Here is a 21,345-nt window from a genome sequence, read left to right as displayed (position 1 = left end):
GAGAGGGAGAGAGACAGGCGCCATGGCCGGAAATGTGCGTGACAGGGTGATCGCCATCATCGCCGAACAGGCGGTGCTCGACGTGCAGGACGTCCGGATGGACTCGACGCTCGAGGATCTGGGCATCGACAGCCTCGGTCTGGTCGAATCGATCTTCGCCATCGAAGAGACCTTCGATATCTCGGTGCCCTTCAACGCCAATGACCCCTCGGAAAGCGATTTCGACATATCCTCGGTCGCGGCCATCGTCGCCGCGGTCGAAAAGCTGGTGACTGATCAGAAGGGATGAAACGCGTCGTCATCACCGGCGCAGGCACGATCAATGCGCTGGCGCAGGACGTGCCCGGCACGTTCGCGGCCTTTCGCGAAGGCCGCTGCGGGATCGGGCCACTCGATATACGCGACGTGGAGCGCCTGGCGGTCAGGATCGGCGCCCAGGTGAAGGACTGGGAGGCCGAGGCGTATTTCAACCGCCAGCAGATCGCCCTTTACGACCGCTTCACGCAATTCACCCTGCACGCCGCGCGCGAGGCGGTGAAACAGTCGGGCCTGCATTTCTGCGAGGAGCTGGGCCTGCGCGCGGGCGTCGTGCTGGGCACCGCGGGCGGCGGCGTGAACACCTGGGACGAAAATTACCGCTCCGTCTACGAGGAGGGAAAGAACCGCGTTCACCCCTTCGTCGTGCCCAAGCTGATGAACAATGCCGCCGCCAGCCATGTCAGCATGGAATTCAACCTCATGGGGCCGAGTTTCTCGGTCGCGACGGCCTGTGCTTCGTCAAATCACGCGATGGGGCTGGCGTTCCAGATGGTGCGCTCGGGCGCAGCGCCGGTGATGCTGGCGGGCGGATCCGAGGCGATGCTGTGCTTCGGCGGGATCAAGGCCTGGGAAGGCCTGCGCGTGATGTCGCGCGATGCCTGCCGCCCCTTCTGTGCCAACCGCAACGGCATGGTCCAGGGCGAAGGTGCCGGCGTGTTCGTTTTCGAGGAATACGAGCGCGCCCGCGCGCGCGGCGCCGATATCCTGGCCGAACTCGCGGGCTTTGCCATGAGTTCCGACGCCGCCGATATCGTGATGCCCTCGCGTCACGGCGCCTCGCGCGCGATGGAGGGCGCGCTCAGGGATGCCGGGCTGCCGCATGAGGCGATCGGCTATATCAATGCCCATGGCACCGGCACCACCGCCAATGACAAGACCGAATGCGCCGCGGTGGCCGATGTGTTCGGGCAACATGCCGACCGGCTGATGATCTCCTCGACCAAGTCGATGCACGGGCACCTGATCGGCGGCACCGGCGCGGTGGAGCTTCTGGCCTGTCTCATGGCCTTGCGCGACGGCGTGGTCGCCCCCACCATCGGCTATCAGGAGCCGGACCCGGAATGCGCGCTCGACGTGGTGCCCAACGAGGCGCGCGAGGCCCGCGTCGATGCGGTGCTGTCGAACGCCTTTGCCTTTGGCGGGCTCAACGCGGTGCTGGCGCTGCGCCGGGTCTGAAGCGCGTTCCGCCGTCTGCGGGCCGGAACCCTGCAGGAAGCACCCCGCGGCGGCCCCGGCCACACCGGCTTTGATTCGGGGTCCGTCACGATTTACCCGCGCACGCCTTTCCGGCGGGGGCCTGCGGCGCGGATATTTTTTTCACAGTGAAGGACTGGGGTGCGCGCCCGGCAATTCACTGTGTGAAAATATCCTCGCCGAAGGCATCGGGGCGGCGCAGCCGCACCGAAAATAGGAAACTCCGCGGCAGTTGTGTGCGGAATGCGGAAGAGCCTTCCTCTGAACCGGACGCGGTTGCGGTGCTGCGACCGCCCGCGCATGCCTCATGACAGGCGTGAGCGGACCCGGCGGCGGGCTTCGCCGAAATCCATCCGCCCGGCATGGCGCGCGCGCAGCACCGCCAGCACCCGGCCCAGATCGCGGATCGAGGGCGTGCCATCCAGTTCCGACAATGCGGCCTCGATGGCGGCTTCGGCCTCGCTGTCGCTCATGGCGCGGGGCAGGAACTCCTCGATGATTGCGGCCTCCTGCAGCTTGGCCTCGGCCTGTTTCAGCCGCGCGGCCTCTTCATAGGCCTGGGCGATGTCGCGCCGCTGGGCGGCCATGCGCGAGAGGGTCGCGCGCAGCTCATCCTCTTCCGGGCCGGTTTCGACGCCCCTGGCCCGCAACGCAAGATCGCGGTCGCGGATCGCGGCCTGTATCAGGCGCAGTGTCGACAGCCGCAGCGAATCGCCGTCCGCTTCGGCCTCGCGCACTGCCTGGGCGATCCTGGCCTGTAGCTCCATGAGGATTTTTCCCTTTTTCCCGGCAAACCCGGACACTAGCGCGTCGCGCGGGCAGACACAACCGCGAGGCTTCACTCTAACTCATTGTTTTTACTAAACTTGCAACCAGGCATCCGGCCTTGACCCTGCTGGCGGCTGCTCATAATGTCCTCGCCAGCCCGCTGCCGCCCGGAGACTCCCATGACGCTTGCCAAGCACCCACCCCGCCCCACGGCCTGCCTTGCCCTGGCCGATGGCACCCTGTTCTATGGCACCGGGTTTGGCGCGACCGGAGAGACCGTGGCCGAGCTGTGTTTCAACACTGCCATGACCGGCTATCAGGAGATCATGACAGACCCGTCCTATGCGGGTCAGATCGTGACCTTCACCTTCCCGCATATCGGCAATGTCGGCACCAACCCCGAGGATGACGAGGCCGATGCACCCGTTGCCGCGGGCATGGTGGTGAAATGGATGCCGACCGAGCCGTCGAACTGGCGCGCCGCCGGGCAGCTTGAAGACTGGCTGGCGCGGCGCGGGCGCATCGGTATCGGCGGCGTGGACACCCGCCGGCTGACCCGGGCGATCCGCCAGCAAGGCGCACCGCATGTGGCGCTGGCCCATGACCCGGAAGGCAATTTCGACATCGAGGCACTGGTGGCGAAGGCGCGCGCGTTTCCCGGCCTCGTCGGGCTGGACCTGGCGCGCGATGTCACCTGTGCGCAGACCTACAAATGGGACGAGATGCGCTGGGCCTGGCCCGAGGGCTATCGCCGGCGCGAGGGGCCGGGGCGGCGTGTCGTCGCGGTGGATTTCGGCGCCAAGCGCAACATCCTGCGCTGCCTGGCCTCGGCGGGATGCGATGTGACCGTCGTGCCCGCCACCGCCACTGCCGAGGAGATCCTCGCCCATGACCCCGAAGGCATCTTCCTGTCGAACGGCCCCGGCGACCCGGCCGCGACCGGCGAATACGCGGTGCCGATGATCCGGGAGGTGCTGAAGCACGACATGCCCGTGTTCGGCATCTGCCTTGGCCACCAGATCCTGGCGCTGGCGCTGGGGGGCAAGACGGTCAAGATGAATCACGGCCATCACGGCGCCAACCATCCCGTCAAGGACATGGAGACCGGCAAGGTCGAGATCACCTCGATGAACCACGGCTTCGCCGTCGATGGCGAAACCCTGCCCAAGGGCGTGCGCCAGACGCATATATCGCTGTTCGACGGGTCGAATTGCGGCATCCGCATGGAAGACCGGCCGGTCTTTTCGGTGCAGCACCACCCCGAGGCCAGCCCCGGGCCGCAGGACAGCTTCTACCTGTTCGAGCGCTTCGTCGCCGCGATGGCACGCTGAAGCGGGGCAAGCCCGCCGCTTGCCCTGCCCGCGCCCGCCCCCCTTGCCTCGCCCTGCCCTGCCGGCACGCTCCGCCGGCCGAATTAACACTGCGTTAACCACGGACCGCGACAGTGGGGCTTCCCTCTCACTTGCCGGGGCCGGGCCGTGATTTTGCCGACCGCCACGCTTTCAGTTCCACAGGCTTCGACGCTGGCCGGGGCCGGGCGCGTGGCCGGGCGGCACGCTACCCCCCTGCTTGCCCCCCCGCCTGCCCCCCTGCCCGTTGCCGCAGAACGCGCAACGCGCAAGCCGATCGGGCAGATCCTGCTGGACTCGGGCGCGCTGGCATCGGGCGATCTGCTAAAGGCACTGGCCCTGCAGGCGCGGCAGCAATTGCGGCTGGGCGATGTGCTGCTGGCGCATGACATGGTCTCGGACGCCGAGCTTTTCGTCGCGCTGGCCGAGCAATGGGATGCGGCAGTGATCGATCCGGGCGCGCACCCGCCCGACGCGCGGCTGATCGATGCCTATGGCGCCGCGCGCTGCCTGGCGCAGGGTGTGCTTCCCTGGCGCCATGCCGGGGGCCTCACCATCGTGGCGACGTCGCAACCGGAAGCCTTCGAACGCCAGCGCCCGGGCCTTGAACAGGTGTTCGGCCCGGTGGCGCTGGCGCTGGTTTCCGAAGGCGCGCTGCACGCGGCCATTCTGCGGCTGCGCAGCCGGGCGCTGGCCGTGCGTGCGGAAAGCCGCGTCGCCGAACACGAAAGCTGCCGTGGCAACCGGCTGGCCTGGTTGCGCAGGGGTGTCGTGGCGCTTGGCGCGGCGCTGGCCCTGGCGGCGCTGGCAGCGCCGGTGGCTGTGCTTGCAGGGCTTTTGGCATGGGGGATGTTCACGCTGGTGCTGACTTGCGGGCTGAAGCTGACCGCCGCCCTTGCCACGCTGCGCGCGCGGCGCCGGCGCTCTGCCTCCGCCTGGAACAGCCCGCGCCCTGCCATCGCCCGCTTGCCGGCGGTTTCGGTGCTGGTGCCGCTGTTCGCCGAGCGCGACATCGCCGCACGGCTGATCCGCAGGCTGGGGCGGCTGAGCTACCCCAAGGAACTGCTCGATGTGCTGCTGGTGGTCGAGGCCGATGACAACACCACGCTGGGCGCGCTTGCCAGCCGGCGCCTGCCGCGCTGGATGCGGGTCATCACGGTGCCCGCCGGCACGCTCAGGACCAAGCCGCGCGCGCTGAACTATGCGCTGGATTTCTGCCGGGGCAGCATCATCGGCGTCTATGACGCCGAAGACGCCCCCGAAAGCGACCAACTTCACCGCGTCGTGCGCCGCTTTCACGAGCGTGGCCCCGAACTGGCCTGCGTGCAAGGCATGCTGGATTACTACAACCCGCGCACCAACTGGCTGGCGCGGTGCTTCACCATCGAATACGCCGCCTGGTTCCGGCTGGTTCTGCCGGGGCTGGAACGGCTCGGGCTTGCCTTGCCGCTGGGCGGCACGACGCTGTTCTTCCGCCGCAGCACGCTCGAGGAACTGGGTGGCTGGGATGCCCATAACGTGACCGAAGACGCCGATCTTGGCATCCGGCTGGCGCGGCACGGCTATCGCACCGAGTTGCTCGACACCACCACCGCCGAGGAGGCCAACTGCCGCCTGCTGCCCTGGATCCGGCAGCGCTCGCGCTGGATCAAGGGGTATGCGGTGACATATGCGGTGCATATGCGCGCGCCCGGCAAGCTGCTGCGCGACCTGGGCTGGTGGCGTTTTCTCGGGTTTCAGGTGCTGTTTCTGGGCACGCTGTCGCAGTTTCTGCTGCTGCCGTTGTTGTGGTCGTTCTGGCTGCTGGCGCTGGGGCCGGGGCACCCGCTGGCCTGGGCGCTACCGGCCTGGGCCCTGGTGGCGATGGGCGTGGCCTTCGCCCTGAGCGAGGCGGTGAATATCGGTGTCGGGCTGGCTGCACTCGACCAGCGGCGCCACCGTTTCCTGCGGCTCTGGGTGCCGGGGCTGCATTTCTATTTTCCGTTGGCGGCGCTGGCCGGCTACAAGGCGCTGTGGGAGGTGCTGCGCCGCCCCTTCTACTGGGACAAGACTGCCCACGGCCTGCACGATACCGCCGAGGCGCAGCACGCCCTGCCCCGCATGTAGCCGGACCGCGACCTGCTCAAGTGGCGCAGGCTTGGCCGGAGCGGGCATCGCCCGGCCGTGGGGTCATGGCAAGGTGTCCGCCAGCAGCACCGCCGAGAGCGGCGCCAGCGCCACCGCATCGGCGCGCCCCTCCATGCGCCATTCCAGAAGGCCGGCGATGGTATCCGCGCGCGCGGCGCGGCCCAGCACAACCACGGCGCTCACCTGGGCTGCGCGGAACACCGCGCGATCCAGATAGCGCCGGATCGTCGGCACGTTTTCGTCCTCGGCATCCAGCGTCCGGAATACCAGCGCCTCGCCCAGCCCGGCACTGCGCGCAAGCTGCGCGGCGGCGTTCAGGCCCCGGTCGAAGGTGACAAGGCCATGCCCGTCTTCGCCCAGCAGCGCGACGGCTTCCTGCGCCAGCAGGCGGTTGTTCTGAAAACCGCCCCCGTCCTCGGGCCGGTCGATCACCGCGACGGCCTCGGGCACCTGCGCCAGATCGCGGCGCAGCGCCTGGGCCAGTGCTTCGGCAGATGGCTCGGGCGACAGCGGCGCGGGCAGCAGCACGACCTCCTTGCCGCCTGCGCGGTAGACCCGCGCGGCCGCTTCGGCATCGGGCGCCGCCGCGTCGATCACGAATGTCACCGGAAAGGGCAACCGGGCCAGATTGGCGCGTTCATCGGCGTCAATGCCATCATCGAGCAGCAGCACGGCAAACAGCGGCCGGTCTTCGGGGTTCTCGAAATCAACAGCATGGCGCTGCAGTGCAGGCAGCTCTGCCGGATCATGGGCAAGCTCTTCCTCTGCGGGTGCGGCGGTTTCGGGTTCGGGCGTGTCGCCGATGCGGGGCAGTCGGTCGGTCAGCACCTGCGGCGGCACGGCGGCATGGGCCTCTTCCTCGTCCTCGGGTGGTGCGGGTATGCCGGGCGCGGCAGGCGGAGCCTCGGGGGCGGGCAAGGACGCGCTGGCAGGCCCTTCGGCAAGAGGCTGCGGATCACCGCTGCCATTGCGCCCGCCGGGCGGCGCGGCAGCCGGGGCCTCCGGATCGGGCCCGATGCCCGCGGGGGTTGTCGGATCGGCAATGCCGGGCGGCTGCGCCAATGCGCCGCTGCCATTGCCCGGCGCGGTCGATTCCGGCGGGGCGGGCGTGGCGGCTGCAGGGGCCTCGACCGCGGGCGGATGGCCCTCGGACACCGAGAGGCCGGGCGCAATCTCGCCGGCCATGTCGAACCCGGTATCAAGCGCCGGATCGCCCGCAATCCCGACGGGCGGCGGGGCTGGGGCGGCATCCACCGGCAGACCCGGCGCAGGTTCGGCCGAGGGGGCCACCAGCGGCCCTGCCTGGCCAGAGGTTGCCGGGGTATCCGCGCCGGTGGGCGCGGGGGCCGCGCCGGGTGCGGGCGCGGGCGCGGCAAGTGCCGCGTCGCTGTCGGGAAGCTGCGGCGCAGGGCCGGGCGCGGCATCGTCTTTCGGCGCGGCATCGTCTTCCGGAATGGCATCAGGCTCCGTCGTGGCGTCAGGCTCCGGCAGGGTATCGGACGGCACAGCGGGCGCATCCGGCGCGTCCGTTCCGGCCGGCGTATCGGCGGCGGGGTCGGCCTCCAGCGGCGAGGGGGCGGCCTCGGCGGGATCGGAGGCCTCGGCAGGGTCAGGCGCTTGGGCAGGGTCGGGCGCCTCGACGGGCGGCATGTCCGGCTGCCCGGCCAGGTCGGGGCCGCGCGGCGCGGTCAACAGCGCCGCGGCCACCGCCAGCGCCGCCGCCGAAAGCACCGCGCCCCAGAAGAAACCTGCAATAAGACCCTTGGCCAACGGCGCCTCCCCACCCGATTCCAGCAATGCCGCGGGCTGCCGGGTCTTGACCCTGCCCGCCGCGTCTGACCATCTATAGCGCGACCGCCGCCGGGGTTCACCCCCATGTTGCCGGCACCACCGGGGAAAGCCGTTCACAAATGCTTCTGCTCATCGACAACTACGACAGCTTCACATGGAACCTTGTGCATTACCTAGGTGAACTGGGCGCAGAGGTGAACGTGCAGCGCAATGACGCGCTCGACGTGCAGGCAGCGATGGCGCTGCGCCCCGAGGCGATCGTGCTTTCGCCCGGCCCCTGCACCCCCAACGAGGCCGGCATCTGCCTTGCCCTGACCGAAGCGGCGCTTGATGCGGGCATCCCCCTGCTGGGCGTCTGCCTGGGCCACCAGACCATCGGCCAGGCCTTCGGCGGCAAGGTCGTGCGCGCGTCCGAGATCGTGCATGGAAAGATGGGGCTGATCCACCATGCGGGCGCCGGGGTGTTTGCCGGGCTGCCCTCGCCCTTCGAGGCCACGCGCTACCACAGCCTGATCGTCGGACGCGAGGGCCTGCCCGACTGCCTGGAAATCACCGCCTGGCTGGAGGACGGCACGATCATGGGCCTGCGCCACCGCGACGCGCCCATCGAGGGCGTGCAGTTCCACCCTGAAAGCATCGCCTCGCAACACGGCCACCGGCTGCTGCGCAATTTCCTCGGTCGCGTCGGAGTGCCGGCATGAACGAGGTCACGCTGAAACCGCTGATCGCGGCGGCTGTCGAGGGACCGCTTTCGCGCGCGCAGGCCGAAGCGGCCTTCGAGCTGCTGTTTCGCGGCGAGGCCACGCCTGCCCAGATGGGCGGCTTTCTGATCGCGCTGCGCACGCGGGGCGAAACGGTCGAGGAATACGCCGCCGCGGCCCGTGTGATGCGCGCCCATTGCAACCGTGTGCGCGCGCCCGAGGGCGCGATCGACATCGTCGGGACCGGCGGCGACGGCAAGGGCACGCTCAACATCTCGACCGCGGCGGCCTTCGTGGTTGCCGGCGCCGGCGTGGCGGTGGCCAAGCACGGCAACCGCAACCTGAGTTCGCGCTCCGGTGCGGCAGATGCGCTGGGCGAGCTGGGCATCAATGTCATGGTCGGGGTCGAGACCGTCGAGGCCGCGCTGGAGCGGATTGGAATCGGCTTCATGATGGCGCCGATGCACCACCCGGCGATGCGCCATGTCGGCCCGGTGCGCGCCGAGCTTGGCACGCGTACGATCTTCAACATCCTCGGCCCCCTGACCAACCCCGCAGGCGTGAAGCGCCAGCTCACCGGGGCCTTCGCGCCTGATTTGCTGCGCCCGATGGCGGAAACGCTGGCGGCGCTGGGCTCGGAGGCCGCCTGGCTGGTGCATGGCGGCGACGGCACCGATGAGCTGGCGATTTCGGCCTCCAGCCAGGTGGTGGCGTTGGAGGACGGCGCGATCAGCCAGTTCGAGCTGCACCCCGAGGATGCCGGCCTGCCGCTGCATTCCTTCGAGGCGATCCTGGGCGGCAGCCCCGCCGAGAACGCGGGCGCCCTGCGGGCCCTGCTGCGCGGGGCGGAAGGGGCCTATCGCGATGCGGTGCTTCTGAACGCGGCCGCCGCGCTGCGCGTGGCCGGCCGCGCCGCCACCCTGTCTGACGGCGTGGAGATCGCGCGCGAGAGCATCGATTCGGGCGCCGCGCGCGGCAAGCTCGAGGCGCTGGCCGCCCTGACGTCCGCCGCCCCGCGCCCGAGCGCTGGCTGAACCACCCGCACCCTGTACCGGAAGGTTGCGCCCCCGAGCCGGCGACAGAGCCGCCTCCGGCGGGGATACTTTTGCCAAGAAGAAGAGGCGTGCCCTGCCCCTGCCCGGCTGGCCCGTGCTTGACCTGCAGGGGGCAGGCGCCGTAGATGCGCGCGTCACGAGAAACGAGCAGCAGGACAGGAGCGCACGATATGGGATTCAGGATGGGGATCGTCGGCTTGCCGAATGTGGGCAAATCGACGCTGTTCAATGCGCTCACGCGTACGGCGGCGGCGCAGGCGGCGAATTTCCCCTTCTGCACCATTGAGCCGAATGTGGGCGAGGTGGCGGTGCCCGACCCCCGGCTGGAGCGGCTGGCCGGGATTGCCGGATCGCGGCAGGTGATTCCGACGCGCATGACATTCGTCGATATCGCCGGCCTGGTGCGCGGCGCATCGAAGGGCGAGGGGCTGGGCAACCAGTTCCTGGCCAATATCCGCGAGGTCGATGCCATCGCGCATGTGCTGCGCTGTTTCGAGGATGACGACATCACCCATGTCGAAGGCCGGATCGACCCGGTGGCCGATGCCGAAACCATCGAGACGGAGCTGATGCTGGCCGACATGGAGAGCATCGAGAAGCGGCTGGCCAACCTGGTGCGCAAGCTGCGCGGTGGCGAGGCCGAGGCCATGCAGCAGGACAGGCTGCTACGAGCCGCGAAGGAGGCGCTGGAGGCCGGGCGCCCCGCGCGCACGCTCAAAGTGTCCGAGGAAGACGCGAAGGCGTGGGCGATGCTGCAACTGCTGACCGCCAAGCCGGTTCTCTATGTCTGCAATGTCGAGGAAAGCGCCGCCGCACAAGGCAACGCGCAGACGGCGCGGGTGGCCGCGATGGCGGCCGAACAGGGCGCGGGGCATGTGGTGATCTCGGCGCGGATCGAGGAAGAGCTCTGCCAGCTCGACCCGGAGGAAGCCGCCATGTTCCTCGAGGAGATGGGGCTGGAGGAGCCGGGGCTTTCGCGGCTGATCCGTGCCGGCTATGAGTTGCTCGGGCTGCGCACCTTCTTTACGGTCGGCCCCAAGGAGGCGCGTGCCTGGACGATCCCCGCCGGCACCCTGGCACCTCAGGCCGCCGGCGTCATCCATGGCGATTTCGAGCGCGGCTTCATCCGGGCCGAGACGATCGCCTATGACGATTACGTCAGCCTTGGCGGCGAGCAGCCCGCGCGCGAGGCCGGGCGGCTGCGCGCCGAGGGCAAGAGCTATGAGGTGGCCGACGGCGACGTGCTGCATTTCCTTTTTAATGCCTGATTTGCGCCAGAATTCCTGAAGCAGGCGTTAACCCCGCCCCGGCATCCTTCTTCACGGGTGTGAAGGAAGGATATGTGGGATGGGCTATTTCAGCCACCTCGCCACGCTTGATGGCGATGCGTTGCCCTATGCCTGGGGCATCGCGGATATGGAGGTCATATGGGCCGGGGACACGCCCTATGTGTTTGCCGGGGCGATGACCGATGGCGGGATTAACCGGCTGGAACTGCACAGCGACCGCGTGGCCGAGCTGGCGCAGGCCAGCCTTGCGGGGCAGTATCCGGGGCAGATCACGCTGGAGGGGCTGTCGATTGTCACCCTGGGCGGGCAGCCGCATCTGCTGGGGCTTGGGCGGGCGGGCGAGGCCGCGATGTTGCGCCAGATCGACCCGGCCAGCGGCCAGATCGGCGCAAGCGTGGGGTTCGACGCCGACGCTGCTCTTTTGCGCGGCTGGTCGCAGGCGATCTCGGTCACGCTGGAGGGGCGCGATCACATGGTGGTGGCGCGCCATGACGAGCCGGGGCTGTGGGTTTACGAGCTTGGCGCGGGCAACGCGCTGACCCTGCGCGGCACGGTGGCCGACACCACCAAGACGGCGCTGGCCGGGATCAGCGACCTCGCCGTCGTCACCATCGGCGAGACCATCCATCTGCTGGCGGTTTCGGAAAGCCGCGCGGGGGTCAGCAGCCTGCGGCTCGGCCCCGATGGCGGGCTCACCCCCGTTGACAGTTTCGGCGCCCATGTCGGCGCGGGCATGTCGGGCAGCACCGCGCTGGCCACCGCCGAAGTGCAGGGCGAAACCCATGCGGTGGTGGCGTCGGCGGGCAGCGGCGCGCTTACGGTCCTGCGGGTCAACGAGGCGGGCGTGTTGTTTCCTACGGATCACCGGCTCGACGACATGCACACGCGATTTGCGGGGGTGCAGGACATTGCCGCGTTCAGCCATGAGGGGCGCGCCTTTCTGGTGGCGGGCGGCGGCGATGACGGGCTGAGCCTGTTCGAGCTTGGCCCCGGAGGGCGCCTTTATCATCTGCAGAGCATCGCGCACCAGGAGGGCTGGACGCTGCAGAATGTGCAGGCGATCGAGGCCACGGTGATCGAGGGCAATGCGGTGATCCTGGCGGCGGGGGAAGGCGCAGCCGGGCTGAGCCAGTTTCGCATCGACATGAGCCGTTTCGGCGAGATCATCATGGCCGGGCCCGAGGATGCGGACCTGAGCGGCGGGCCGGGCGACGACCACCTAGAGGCTGGCGACAGGGATGTCACCCTGCGCGGCGGCGCGGGCGATGACCGGCTGGTCGCGGGCAACGGGGAAACCAGGCTCTGGGGCGGGCCGGGCGAGGATGTTTTCGTGTTCCGCCCTGGCGGCGGCCTCGACCGGATCATGGATTTCGAACCGGGCATGGACCGCATCGATCTGCGGGCCTATCCGATGCTCTATTCCACCGCCGGGCTGGATTTCGAAACCACCCATACCGGCGCGCGAATCCGTGTGGGCGAGGATGTCATCGTGGTGCGTACCCATGATCTGATTCCGCTCGCGCCCGGAGATTTCGGCAATGGCGATTTCATTTTCGGCTAGGCCGAGGCGAGGCCATTTACGCCAACATGCTGACAAAACGTCACTAATTTCCAGGGCGCGGGCGACGGGGCTGAAACGGGCCGGGCCTTTGCCATCAATCGGCTGTTAAGTTTCCGCACCTATGCCTGAGAGGAACGGGATCAAATGGAATTTCCGATGCGCCGACTGGAACTGCCCGCACGCCTCGATCTGCTCGCCGCTGACGAACTGGCCGAGGCTTTCGAACACCTGCGCGACACGCCGCTTGAGGTGGTGGCCTCGGGCGTCAGCCATGTGGGCGCGCTCTGCCTCCAGGTGCTGCTGGCCGCACGGCTGCAATGGCAGCGCGACGAGGTCGCCTTTCATCTGATCGACCCGTCGGAGGCCCTGCTTTCCGGCATGGCGCGGCTGGGCGTATCGGCAACCATCTTTGAGGAGGGTGAAGATGAAGCTTCGGGTTCTTGCGGTTGATGATTCCCGCACCATGCGCGGGATGCTCGATGCCGCCCTGCGCGATGCCGGCTTCGAGGTGCGGCTTGCCGAAGACGGCATCGAGGGGCTTGAACGCCTGAACGAAGAGATGCCCGATATCATCATCACCGACATCAACATGCCCCGGATGGATGGCTTCGGCTTCATCGAGGCGGTGCGCGCCGAACGGCGCTATCGCGGGTTGCCGATCCTCGTTCTGACCACCGAAAGCGCGCCTGAGCTGAAGGCTCGCGCGCGCAATGCGGGCGCCACCGGCTGGATCGTCAAACCCTTCGACGAGGGCAAGCTTGCCGTCGCGATCGAACGCGTGGCGACGGTGTGAGGCGGCCATGAGCATGAATGAATTGCGCGAAGGCTTCTTTCAGGAATGCGAAGACCTGCTCGAGGCACTCTCCGACGGCATGGCTGTGATCGACGCCGGGAACGCCGACAGCGATACGCTCAATGCGATCTTCCGGGCGGTGCATTCGATCAAGGGCGGGGCGGCGGCCTTCGGGCTCGAGGCGCTGGTCGAATTCTCGCATGCATTCGAGAACGTGCTCGACGCGGCACGCGCGGACAGGCTGACGCTCCAGGGCGAAGCGCTTGCGCTCTGCTTTCGCGCGGCCGACCGGCTGGCCGATCTGGTGGCCGACGCCCGCGCGGACCAGCCATCGGACAGCGCCGCAAGCGCGACTCTGATCGCCGGGCTGGACAGGTTGCTCGGGGCACCGTCCGACGCCCCCCCTGCGGCCCCTGCCCCCCCGGCGGACGAGGCTGTCGCGCCGGCATTTACCCCGCTCAGCGCGCCGGTCTCCTTCGATCTGCCCGCAAAAAAGGGGGGCGCACCTGCCGCCGCGCCAGATGCCGCTGGGGGGATGTCGCACTATTGCATCCGCTTTGCCCCCTCGCGGGAGACCTATGCCACCGGCAACGAGCCGGCGCTGCTGTTTCGCGCGCTGGCCGCGATGGGCGATCTCTCGGTCAAGGCCGATCTGTCGCGCGTTCCCCCCCTGCTCGAAATGGCCTGGGACGAAGGCTATATCATCTGGAACCTGACACTGCACACCAGGGCCGGCGAAGACAGGCTGCGCGAGGTCTTCGACTTTGTCGAGGGTGCCTGCAATCTCGACATCCGCCGCCTCGACGCGGCTACGCTCGCCGGCCCGCAGCCAGGTCCGGCCGGAGCACCCGGCGGCACGGCGGCCGACGCCGCTGCCGCTCCGGCGCCGGCAACGCCCTCTCCCGCGCCCGACACCGTCGCCACCGATGAGCCTGCCGCGCGGCCCGGTCAGGGCGCCCCGGCCCGCGCGACAATCCGTGTCGATCTCGAACGGGTGGACCGGCTGATCAACCTCGTGGGCGAGTTGGTGATCAACCAGGCGATGCTCTCGCAATCCATCGACGAGGCGAACCTGCCCTCGGGCAATGGCGTCGACTCGGCGATGGGCCAGCTTCGCCAGCTCTCCAGCGAGTTGCAGGAGCGCGTCATGGCCATTCGCGCCCAGCCGGTAAAGCCGCTGTTCCAGCGCATGTCGCGCATCGTGCGCGAGGCCGGCCATGCCTCGGCCAAGCTTGCGCGGCTGGTTACATCCGGCGAGGCGACCGAGGTGGACAAGACCGTGATCGAGCGGCTTGCCGACCCGCTCACACACATGATCCGCAACGCGATCGACCACGGGCTGGAAAGCCCCGAGGCCCGCAAGCAGGCCGGCAAGCCGCCCGAAGGCATCATCCGGCTCAGCGCCGGGCACCGATCGGGCCGCGTGGTGATCGAGCTCAGCGATGACGGCGCGGGGATCAACCGCGCCCGCGTGCATGAAACCGCCGTCGCCCGCGGGCTGATCGCGCCCGAGAAAGACCTCAGCGACGAGGAAATCGACAACCTTCTCTTCATGCCGGGCTTCTCGACATCGCCAGAGGTTTCGGCGCTGTCCGGCCGAGGTGTCGGCATGGATGTCGTCAAGAGCGAGATCCAGCGCCTCGGCGGCAGGGTCACGCTCGCGTCAATGCCGGGCCGGGGCACCACCGTCACCATCAGCCTGCCGCTCACGCTCGCGGTGCTGGAAGGCATGGTTGTCGAGGTTGCCGGCGAAACCCTTGTCGTGCCGACCACGGCGCTGCGCGAAACCCTCAAGGCCGCGGCCGCGGATGTGCAGCGCATCGGCGCGCATGGCTGGTTCATCGCGATTCGCGGCGGCTTCGTGCCCATCGTCGATCTCGGCGCCGAACTCGGCTTTCAGCCGGGGCCGGAAGGGTTCGTCGGCCGCGTGTTGCTGCTGATCGAGAGCGGCAGCGGCCGCCGCGCCGCGCTGGCGGTCGACCGGGTGCTCGATCAGCGCGAAGTGGTCATCAAGGGCCTGGAAAACAACTATGGCCACGTGCCCGGCATCGCCGCCGCCACGATTCTCGGCAATGGCCGGATCGCACTCATCATTGACCCTGACGAAATCTCGGCCGCCCCGGCGCCCGGCCCCGGTGCCGCCGCCCCCCGGCCCGCCCTCGCAACAGCCGCAGGAGCATGACCATGACAGATGCCGCCGAACAGCACCCGGTTTCCCGGCGCGAGATCGTCTCGTTCCGGGTCGCCAATCAGGATTTCTGCATCGACATAGGCTCGGTCCGCGAGATTCGCGGCTGGACGCCGACCACCGTCCTGCCCCATGCGCCGCCCTATGTCACCGGCGTGATGAACCTGCGCGGCGCGGTCTTGCCGGTGGTCGATCTGTCCGCCCGGCTGGGTCTCGGCCCGACCGAGCCCAGCCCGCGCCATGTCATCATCATCGTCATGATCGAGGAGATGACCGCGGGCCTGCTGGTCGATGCGGTCTCGGACATCCTGACCGTGAATGGCGAGGAGATCAAACCGACACCCGATGTCGCCGCGGGCCCGGCAAAGACCCTGGTCGAAGGGGTGCTGGCCATCGACGAGCGGCTGATCCGCCTGATCGACCTGGGCCGCGTCTTTCCCGACCACGAAAGAGGCGAGCCGTGACAGCCGCGCCCCAGGCGGGCGGCGTGCCTGCGCCACCACAGGGCTATGCGCTCAGCCCCGCGGCATTCCGCCGGCTGGCCCGGATCGTGCAGGCGGACTCCGGCATCCGCCTGACCGAGGCCAAGCAATCGCTGGTGGTGTCGCGGCTCTCGCGCCGGCTGCGCAGCCTCGGGCTTGGCGGTTTCGAGCAGTATTGCAACCTGGTCGAGGCCCCTGACGGGGCCGGGGAACGCCAGCGCATGATTTCTTCGCTGACCACCAATGTGACCCGCTTCTTCCGCGAGGAGCATCACTTCCGGCAGCTGGGCGAATCCGTGCTGCCACCCCTCGTGGCGCGGGCCCGCGCGGGCGGTCGCGTGCGCCTGTGGTCGGCGGGCTGCTCCAGCGGCGAGGAACCCTACAGCATCGCGCTCACCCTGCTTGATCTTTGCCCTGAGGCGCCCCGGCTCGATTTGCGCATTCTGGCCAGCGACATCGACCCCGATGTGCTGGAAAAGGCGCAGCAGGGCCGCTACCCGCCCCAGGCGGCGGCAGCGGTGCCCGCGCGGCTTCTCGACGGGTTCCTGAAGGGCAGCGACGGGGCATCCATCGAGATCGGCGCCGCCGCCCGCGGCCTCGTGACCTTTCGCCAGTTGAACCTGCTGGAGCGCTGGCCGTTTCAGGGGCGCTTCGACATCATCTTCTGCCGCAATGTGGTGATCTATTTCGATGCCGTCACCCAGGACACCCTCTGGCAGCGCTTTGCCGGGGTTCTCGTTCCCGGCGGACATCTCTTCATCGGGCATTCAGAGCGGCTTTCCCCGGCGGCTCAGCCGCAGTTTCAAAACGCCGGCGTTACCTGTTACCAGCGTTGCGACCCCGCGCCCCCCGGCGTGCGCAGCCCGGCCGCAACCCCTGGCACGGCCCCGGGCCTGCCAGAATCCGGGAGAACACGAGGATGGGTCTGAAGGAAACATTACAGGTTCTGGTGGTGGATGACATGGCCACCAGCCGCGGGCTGATTACCCAGGCGCTCGATGTGATCGGGGTGGCGAATTATGATGTCGCCGATGACGGGCAGCAGGCCATCGCCAGGCTTTCGGCGCGCCCCGCACATCTGGTGATCTCCGATTACAACATGCCCGGTCTCGACGGGTTGCAGTTGCTGGAAGCCCTGCGGCGCAACCAGCTTACCCAGCGCATCGGCTTCATCCTTGTCACCGGGCGCGCCGATCAGGACCTGATCGAAAGGGGCCGCCAGCTTGCCATGAACAACTTTCTCAAGAAACCATTCGGTGCCAGCGATCTGAAAACCTGCATCGAGCAGGTCTTCGGCCCGCTCTGAGCCGACGCGAAAAGGAAGACCCGGATGCCACGGCAACCCCTCGCCGGAGTGATGCTGCGCTGTGCGCAGGAGGCGCACCGTCAGGCCGACATGGCCGCCCGTTTCGACGAGGCCTATGGCGCGCTGGCGCTTGCCGGCGCCACCGCCCTGCCGCACGCCCCGCTCTGGCAGCAGCTCGATCTGCACCGTCAGAGCCTGCGTGATCTGGCCCGTTTCATGGAGGCGCTGGCCCGCGCACTGCCCGAAGAGGTGGCGGTCGACACCGCCGCCCCGGCACAAGCCATGACGCTGGGTGCGCTGGCGGACCGGGTTGCACCATCCGGAAGTGCCGCCCATCCCGCGGCACCGCAACAAAGCGGCGAAGCCGATTTCTTCTAAGCGCAGGCGCGATCGGGCAACCGCACTCCCGTACAAGGCACCGGATGCCTGCAGGTGACCGAAGCGGCGGAATCCGGGGCGGTCGACTGTGCGGTATCCGGTGCGGCTTCAGCGCGGTCGAGAGCCGCTGACAACCCGAAAATCACGACACGGCAGAAAGTTGCAGCGACCAGATGTTGCAGCGAGAAATCCGAGGCATTGCAGGGCGCCCTGCTTTCACGCGCGTTCCGCCCTGGGGACGCGAACCGATCCACGCCCCCGGCTCGATATGATGCGCCCTGCAGGTCTGGCCGTGGCCTTCCGCACCATGGCCGCCGGGAACATGCGGGGAACAATTCTCCCGCGCGCGATCCTGGGCGCGATCCTGGGCCTGATCCCGCGCCCGCTGCTCGCGCCGGATGATGCGAACATCCTTGCGGCATCTTGCCGGGCTGCCGCCCCGGCATAACGCACGCAACTGGCGCCACATGCGACCGCGGCCCCCGGCCCCTGGCTCAGAAAAGGGTGATCCCGCCCGGTGCGCTCACGGGCAACTCGGGCGCAGGCGTTGCGGCGGGCAGGGCCGCCGCTGTCTCGGCGACGAATTGCTGTTGTGCCTGCCCGTTCCTCGGCCAGAATCGCAGTTTGCGCGGCCGTGTGCCCCCCAGGCTCTGCCCGACGCAGCGGATGCCCTCATTCTCGAGAAACCAGAGGGCAAAGCGGGCATTCCCCGCACCGATGCCGTGCCCCCCGCCAAGCATCTGTCCGCCGCCGAACAGTTTCGCCTCGAGCCGGTCGCGGCGGGCGCCCTTCTTCAGCAGTTCGTTCACCAGCAGCTCCATCGCGTTGATGCCATAGCGCAGGCTTGCGCGATCGCTGCGTTCGTCGCCGGCGAGCAGGAAATGATTCATGCCCCCGACCCCACGCTCGCGGTCGTAGAGGCAGGTGGCGATGCAGGATCCGAGCACGGTCGTGAACACCACATCGGCCCCGGCCGAGACACGAAACTCCCCCTGGAGCACCGGCACGCTCACCCAGGTCGGCCCCGGCCCGCGCGCCGTGCCCGGCCGCCCCGCCGGTGTCACGATACCCCTCCCGTCCGGGCCGGTTCCATGCGCGCCGCGAGCTTCAGAATGGCCCCCGCGATCATCGGCGCGGGCAGCACATACTGTGCCGCACCCAGTTCGACAGCGGCCCGGGGCATTCCGTAGACCGTCGAGGTCGCACTATCCTGCACGATCGTGCCACCACCGCAGCGCCGGATCGCGAACAGGCCCTCGGCCCCGTCGCGGCCCATTCCCGTCAGCAACACGCCGATCGGCGCCGCGCCTTTCAGCCCGGCGGCCGAGACGAACAGCCGGTCAACCGAAGGGCGGTGCCCGGTGCAGGGCGGCCCCGGCACCAGGCGGCAGACCGGCACGGCACGCCCGCCCAGCTCAAGATGAAGTTGGTCGCCCGGCGCGACATAGGCATGGCCCCGCCGCAGCGCCGCGCCGCCATGGGCCTCCATGACGGTGATCCGGCAATGCCGGTCGAGCCGGTCGGCCATGCTGGCGGAAAAGCTTCCGCGAATGTGCTGCACGATCACGATGGGCGGCGCATCTTCGGGCAAAGCCCCCAGGATTTCCTGAAGCACCGGCACCCCACCGGTCGAAGCCCCGATACAGACCACAGGCAGCCGCTGCGTCACCTTCGGGCCGGGCGCCGCCGCTGTCGCCATTGCCTTCGCCGCCGCCTGTGGTGCCGCGGCACGGGCAAGCGCCTGCGCCAGACGGCGCAACCGCCCCTCTGGCGCCGCGCCGCCATCGCCCGGCAGGTCGGGATAGGGCATGATCCGCAGGCCCCGTGCCTTGCATCGCGCGGCGAGCGCGGCGAACCCCTGTTGCGCGGCCAGGTCCGGCGCCATGGCGAGAATCCCGCCCGCCGGCGGCAGGGGCAGGCGCGCAGCCTCCTCGACCGAGCCGGCCTGCCCGCCCAGCACGACAGTGCCCAGCCCCCCAAGGTGGCGGGCAAGCCCCACGCGCCGCGCCGTGTTCTGATCGAGCAGCAATATCCCTGGTCTCACCTGTCGCGCCCCTTTCCGACTGCGCCGCCCGGCGCCGCCGCGCAGGAATGCCCCCAATCTGGCGTCTGACGCCTTATGATTCGGTAAATGCAGACTGCCTTGCGCGGATCGGGCCGGGGCGCGGCGATCAATGGATTGTTCACCTTTTCCCCCGATACCTGAAATCGGCTGCAACGCGAATCGCACCGGCGAAGGAGCGCGAAATGACCGGACAGACCACGACGAAGCCGACCCTGGAGCAAAGACTGAAGGCCTTCGGGCTGGAGGGCGAGGCCCTCGCCGCGCTGAGTACGGCCGCGCAGATCATCCTGCCGCGGATCGACGATGTACTTGGCCGCTTCTATGCGCGGGTGATGGCGGATCAGGAGCTTGCCGCGCATTTCAACGGCGATGCGATGATCGACAAGGCGCGCACGGCGCAGCGGCGGCACTGGCAGAAACTGTTCTCGGCCCGGTTCGACGAGGATTATTACCAATCCGCGCAGCGGATCGGCGAGGTGCATTTCCGTATCGAGCTGCCGCTGGGGGTGTACCTGGCAGCCTATGCCGGGCTGGTGGCGGATCTGGCCACGATGATCCTGTCTGCCCGGCAGCCGCGCTTCAGGCGCGGTGACAACGGCAGCGCGCTCGCGATGCTCGATGCCGTTCTGCGAGCCACCGCGCTGGATATCGAAATCGCCGTCAGCGCCTTTCACGATGCGCAGAAAGGCGCATTCACCACACGGCTCGAAGGCTTCGCGCAGACGCTGGATACCGATGTCGGGCATATCGTCGACGCGGTGTCCGCCGCTTCGACCGAACTGGCCACGGCCGCACAGGCCATGTCACAGCGCGCCGCCGATTCCACCCGGCAGGCCCAGGGCGCGGCGGCGGCCGCCGAAGAAGCCGCCGGAAATGTCGCGTCGGTCTCTTCCGCCGCCGAGGAGCTTTCCGCCTCCATCGGTCAGATAGCGGGGCAGATGCGCGAAGCCTTGCAAATCTCGACCCAGGCGGTCGAACAGGCACGCCACACCGACGAGATGGTGAACAACCTGCGCTCTGCGGGCGAACGGATCGGCACGGTGGTCGATGTGATTTCCGACATTGCCTCGCAAACCAACCTGCTGGCACTCAATGCCACGGTCGAGGCGGCGCGGGCGGGCGACGCCGGCAAGGGCTTTGCCGTCGTGGCGCATGAGGTCAAGCAACTTTCGACCAACACCGCCGAGGCCACGGAAGACATCCGCAAGCAGATCGAGCAGATGCAACAGCAAACCGGCGCCGCCGTGACCGCCATCCGGGGGATCAGCGAAACCGTCGAACGCAATGGCGAGATCGCCCGCTCTGTCGACGCGGCGATTGCCCAGCAGCGCAGCGCCACGGGCGAGATTGCTGCAAATGCCGAGGCGACCGCCGACGGAACCGGCCAGATGGCCCGCAACATCGAGGCGATGAGCAACGCGATCTCCGATGTGGATGTCTCTTCGAGCGAGGTGCTTCAGGCGGCCAATGACCTCTCGCATTCCTCGGTCTCGCTGCGCGGCAAGGTCGATGAGTTCTTCGTGCGGCTCCGCAGCGCCTGACATGGCCGTGGTTGCCCGGTCAGCGCGCAGACGGTGTTTTCAACCGGGGCGCGCTACCTTCGCGCCGAAAGCGGTCTGTGACCACCCCGTCCGGCGGCGTGCCTGCGGCCAACTTTGCCCGGCGGCGTGCCTGCGGCCAACCTTGCCCGGAGGCGTGCCTGCGGCCCACCTTGCCAGGAGGCGTGCCTGCGGCACGACGACAGGCGCTTCGACGCTCGCTTCGCTTATGCCCGCGGGCGGTTGCGGCGCGCACCGGCAGAGCCTTGCACCGGCACAGGCCTTGCGCCTCGACCGGGGCCGGTCGGGGCAAAGGCGTTGCGCTAGTGTTCCCCGCCCGACATAAGATATCCGATGAAAGTTTGGTATCGGACGCGGACCCAACATCCTGGAGCTTTTCGCTGACACGCGCCCTGCGCGGAATCGAGGCCGAAGGCCGCCG

General features: G+C 68.6%; 20 protein-coding genes. 16 read left to right on the top strand and 4 right to left on the bottom strand.

Annotation, left to right across the window (positions count from 1 at the left end):
* Positions 1-22: 22 nt before the first annotated feature.
* Complete coding sequence (locus DQ229_RS09100) at positions 23-289, top strand: acyl carrier protein (protein ID WP_114965967.1); 267 nt, start codon at positions 23-25, stop codon at positions 287-289.
* The gene (locus DQ229_RS09095; protein ID WP_114965966.1) at positions 286-1,494 is read left to right on the top strand and encodes a beta-ketoacyl-[acyl-carrier-protein] synthase family protein; all 1,209 of its coding nucleotides are present in this window, start codon (positions 286-288) and stop codon (positions 1,492-1,494) included. The genes DQ229_RS09100 and DQ229_RS09095 overlap by 4 nt, the downstream gene beginning before the upstream one ends.
* Before the next feature lie 323 nt (positions 1,495-1,817).
* Here DQ229_RS09095 and DQ229_RS09090 read toward each other — a convergent pair whose 3' ends face one another.
* Positions 1,818-2,279 (bottom strand): GatB/YqeY domain-containing protein, encoded by a 462-nt coding sequence (locus DQ229_RS09090; RefSeq protein WP_114965965.1) that lies wholly within the window; start codon positions 2,277-2,279, stop codon positions 1,818-1,820.
* Between the two features lie 180 nt (positions 2,280-2,459).
* On the opposite strand from DQ229_RS09090, the gene carA reads away from it, so the two are divergent.
* Both carA and DQ229_RS09080 read left to right on the top strand, forming a co-directional pair.
* Positions 2,460-3,611: a glutamine-hydrolyzing carbamoyl-phosphate synthase small subunit gene (carA, locus tag DQ229_RS09085; protein ID WP_114965964.1), complete on the top strand. Its 1,152-nt coding sequence runs from the start codon at positions 2,460-2,462 to the stop codon at positions 3,609-3,611.
* A gap of 147 nt (positions 3,612-3,758) precedes the next feature.
* The gene (locus tag DQ229_RS09080) at positions 3,759-5,735 is read left to right on the top strand and encodes a glycosyltransferase (protein ID WP_238381015.1); all 1,977 of its coding nucleotides are present in this window, start codon (positions 3,759-3,761) and stop codon (positions 5,733-5,735) included.
* 63 nt (positions 5,736-5,798) lie between these two features.
* Here DQ229_RS09080 and DQ229_RS09075 read toward each other — a convergent pair whose 3' ends face one another.
* Positions 5,799-7,526 carry a divergent polysaccharide deacetylase family protein gene (locus tag DQ229_RS09075; protein ID WP_114965963.1) on the bottom strand — a complete coding sequence of 576 codons (1,728 nt, stop codon included), beginning with the start codon at positions 7,524-7,526 and terminating at the stop codon, positions 5,799-5,801.
* Positions 7,527-7,666: 140 nt separating this feature from the next.
* Here DQ229_RS09075 and DQ229_RS09070 point away from each other — a divergent pair, with 140 nt between their 5' ends.
* From DQ229_RS09070 to DQ229_RS09020, 11 genes are all read left to right on the top strand, one after another.
* Positions 7,667-8,248, top strand: coding sequence for an anthranilate synthase component II (locus DQ229_RS09070; protein ID WP_114965962.1), 582 nt, complete (start codon positions 7,667-7,669; stop codon positions 8,246-8,248).
* Positions 8,245-9,282: an anthranilate phosphoribosyltransferase gene (trpD, locus tag DQ229_RS09065; RefSeq protein ID WP_114965961.1), complete on the top strand. Its 1,038-nt coding sequence runs from the start codon at positions 8,245-8,247 to the stop codon at positions 9,280-9,282. Before DQ229_RS09070 ends, trpD begins: the two co-directional genes overlap by 4 nt.
* A 191-nt stretch (positions 9,283-9,473) precedes the next feature.
* Positions 9,474-10,571 (top strand): redox-regulated ATPase YchF, encoded by a 1,098-nt coding sequence (gene ychF / locus DQ229_RS09060; RefSeq protein ID WP_114965960.1) that lies wholly within the window; start codon positions 9,474-9,476, stop codon positions 10,569-10,571.
* Positions 10,572-10,650: 79 nt separating this feature from the next.
* Positions 10,651-12,153 (top strand): calcium-binding protein, encoded by a 1,503-nt coding sequence (locus DQ229_RS09055; protein WP_114965959.1) that lies wholly within the window; start codon positions 10,651-10,653, stop codon positions 12,151-12,153.
* A 144-nt stretch (positions 12,154-12,297) separates the two neighbouring features.
* Positions 12,298-12,603, top strand: a complete 306-nt coding sequence (locus DQ229_RS09050) for an STAS domain-containing protein (RefSeq protein WP_114965958.1) — start codon at positions 12,298-12,300, stop codon at positions 12,601-12,603.
* Entirely contained in the window at positions 12,578-12,946 is a 369-nt protein-coding gene (locus DQ229_RS09045) for a response regulator (RefSeq protein ID WP_114965957.1), read from the top strand. Before DQ229_RS09050 ends, DQ229_RS09045 begins: the two co-directional genes overlap by 26 nt.
* Positions 12,947-12,953: 7 nt before the next feature.
* Positions 12,954-15,128: a chemotaxis protein CheA gene (locus tag DQ229_RS09040; protein ID WP_114965956.1), complete on the top strand. Its 2,175-nt coding sequence runs from the start codon at positions 12,954-12,956 to the stop codon at positions 15,126-15,128.
* A gap of 2 nt (positions 15,129-15,130) precedes the next feature.
* Entirely contained in the window at positions 15,131-15,598 is a 468-nt protein-coding gene (locus DQ229_RS09035) for a chemotaxis protein CheW (RefSeq protein WP_114965955.1), read from the top strand.
* Positions 15,595-16,545: a protein-glutamate O-methyltransferase gene (locus tag DQ229_RS09030; protein ID WP_114965954.1), complete on the top strand. Its 951-nt coding sequence runs from the start codon at positions 15,595-15,597 to the stop codon at positions 16,543-16,545. The genes DQ229_RS09035 and DQ229_RS09030 overlap by 4 nt, the downstream gene beginning before the upstream one ends.
* Positions 16,536-16,922, top strand: coding sequence for a response regulator (locus tag DQ229_RS09025; RefSeq protein ID WP_114965953.1), 387 nt, complete (start codon positions 16,536-16,538; stop codon positions 16,920-16,922). The genes DQ229_RS09030 and DQ229_RS09025 overlap by 10 nt, the downstream gene beginning before the upstream one ends.
* A 24-nt stretch (positions 16,923-16,946) precedes the next feature.
* A complete protein-coding gene (locus DQ229_RS09020) occupies positions 16,947-17,300 on the top strand; it encodes a hypothetical protein (protein WP_155326482.1) in 354 nt (117 codons plus the stop codon).
* A 494-nt stretch (positions 17,301-17,794) separates the two neighbouring features.
* Here the strand turns inward: DQ229_RS09020 and DQ229_RS09010 are convergent, their stop codons facing one another.
* Both DQ229_RS09010 and DQ229_RS09005 read right to left on the bottom strand, forming a co-directional pair.
* Entirely contained in the window at positions 17,795-18,364 is a 570-nt protein-coding gene (locus DQ229_RS09010; protein ID WP_238381014.1) for a chemotaxis protein CheD, read from the bottom strand.
* Positions 18,361-19,344, bottom strand: coding sequence for a CheB methylesterase domain-containing protein (locus DQ229_RS09005; RefSeq protein ID WP_155326481.1), 984 nt, complete (start codon positions 19,342-19,344; stop codon positions 18,361-18,363). Before DQ229_RS09005 ends, DQ229_RS09010 begins: the two co-directional genes overlap by 4 nt.
* A 203-nt stretch (positions 19,345-19,547) precedes the next feature.
* Between DQ229_RS09005 and DQ229_RS16305 the strand changes: the two genes are divergently transcribed.
* Entirely contained in the window at positions 19,548-20,906 is a 1,359-nt protein-coding gene (locus DQ229_RS16305; RefSeq protein ID WP_238381013.1) for a methyl-accepting chemotaxis protein, read from the top strand.
* Positions 20,907-21,345 lie beyond the last annotated feature (439 nt).

This window comes from Alkalilacustris brevis (assembly GCF_003350345.1).
Taxonomy (GTDB): Bacteria; Pseudomonadota; Alphaproteobacteria; order Rhodobacterales; family Rhodobacteraceae; genus Alkalilacustris; species Alkalilacustris brevis.
Note: the sequence above shows the minus strand (reverse complement) of the source record. Positions and strands in the feature narration are given on the sequence as shown.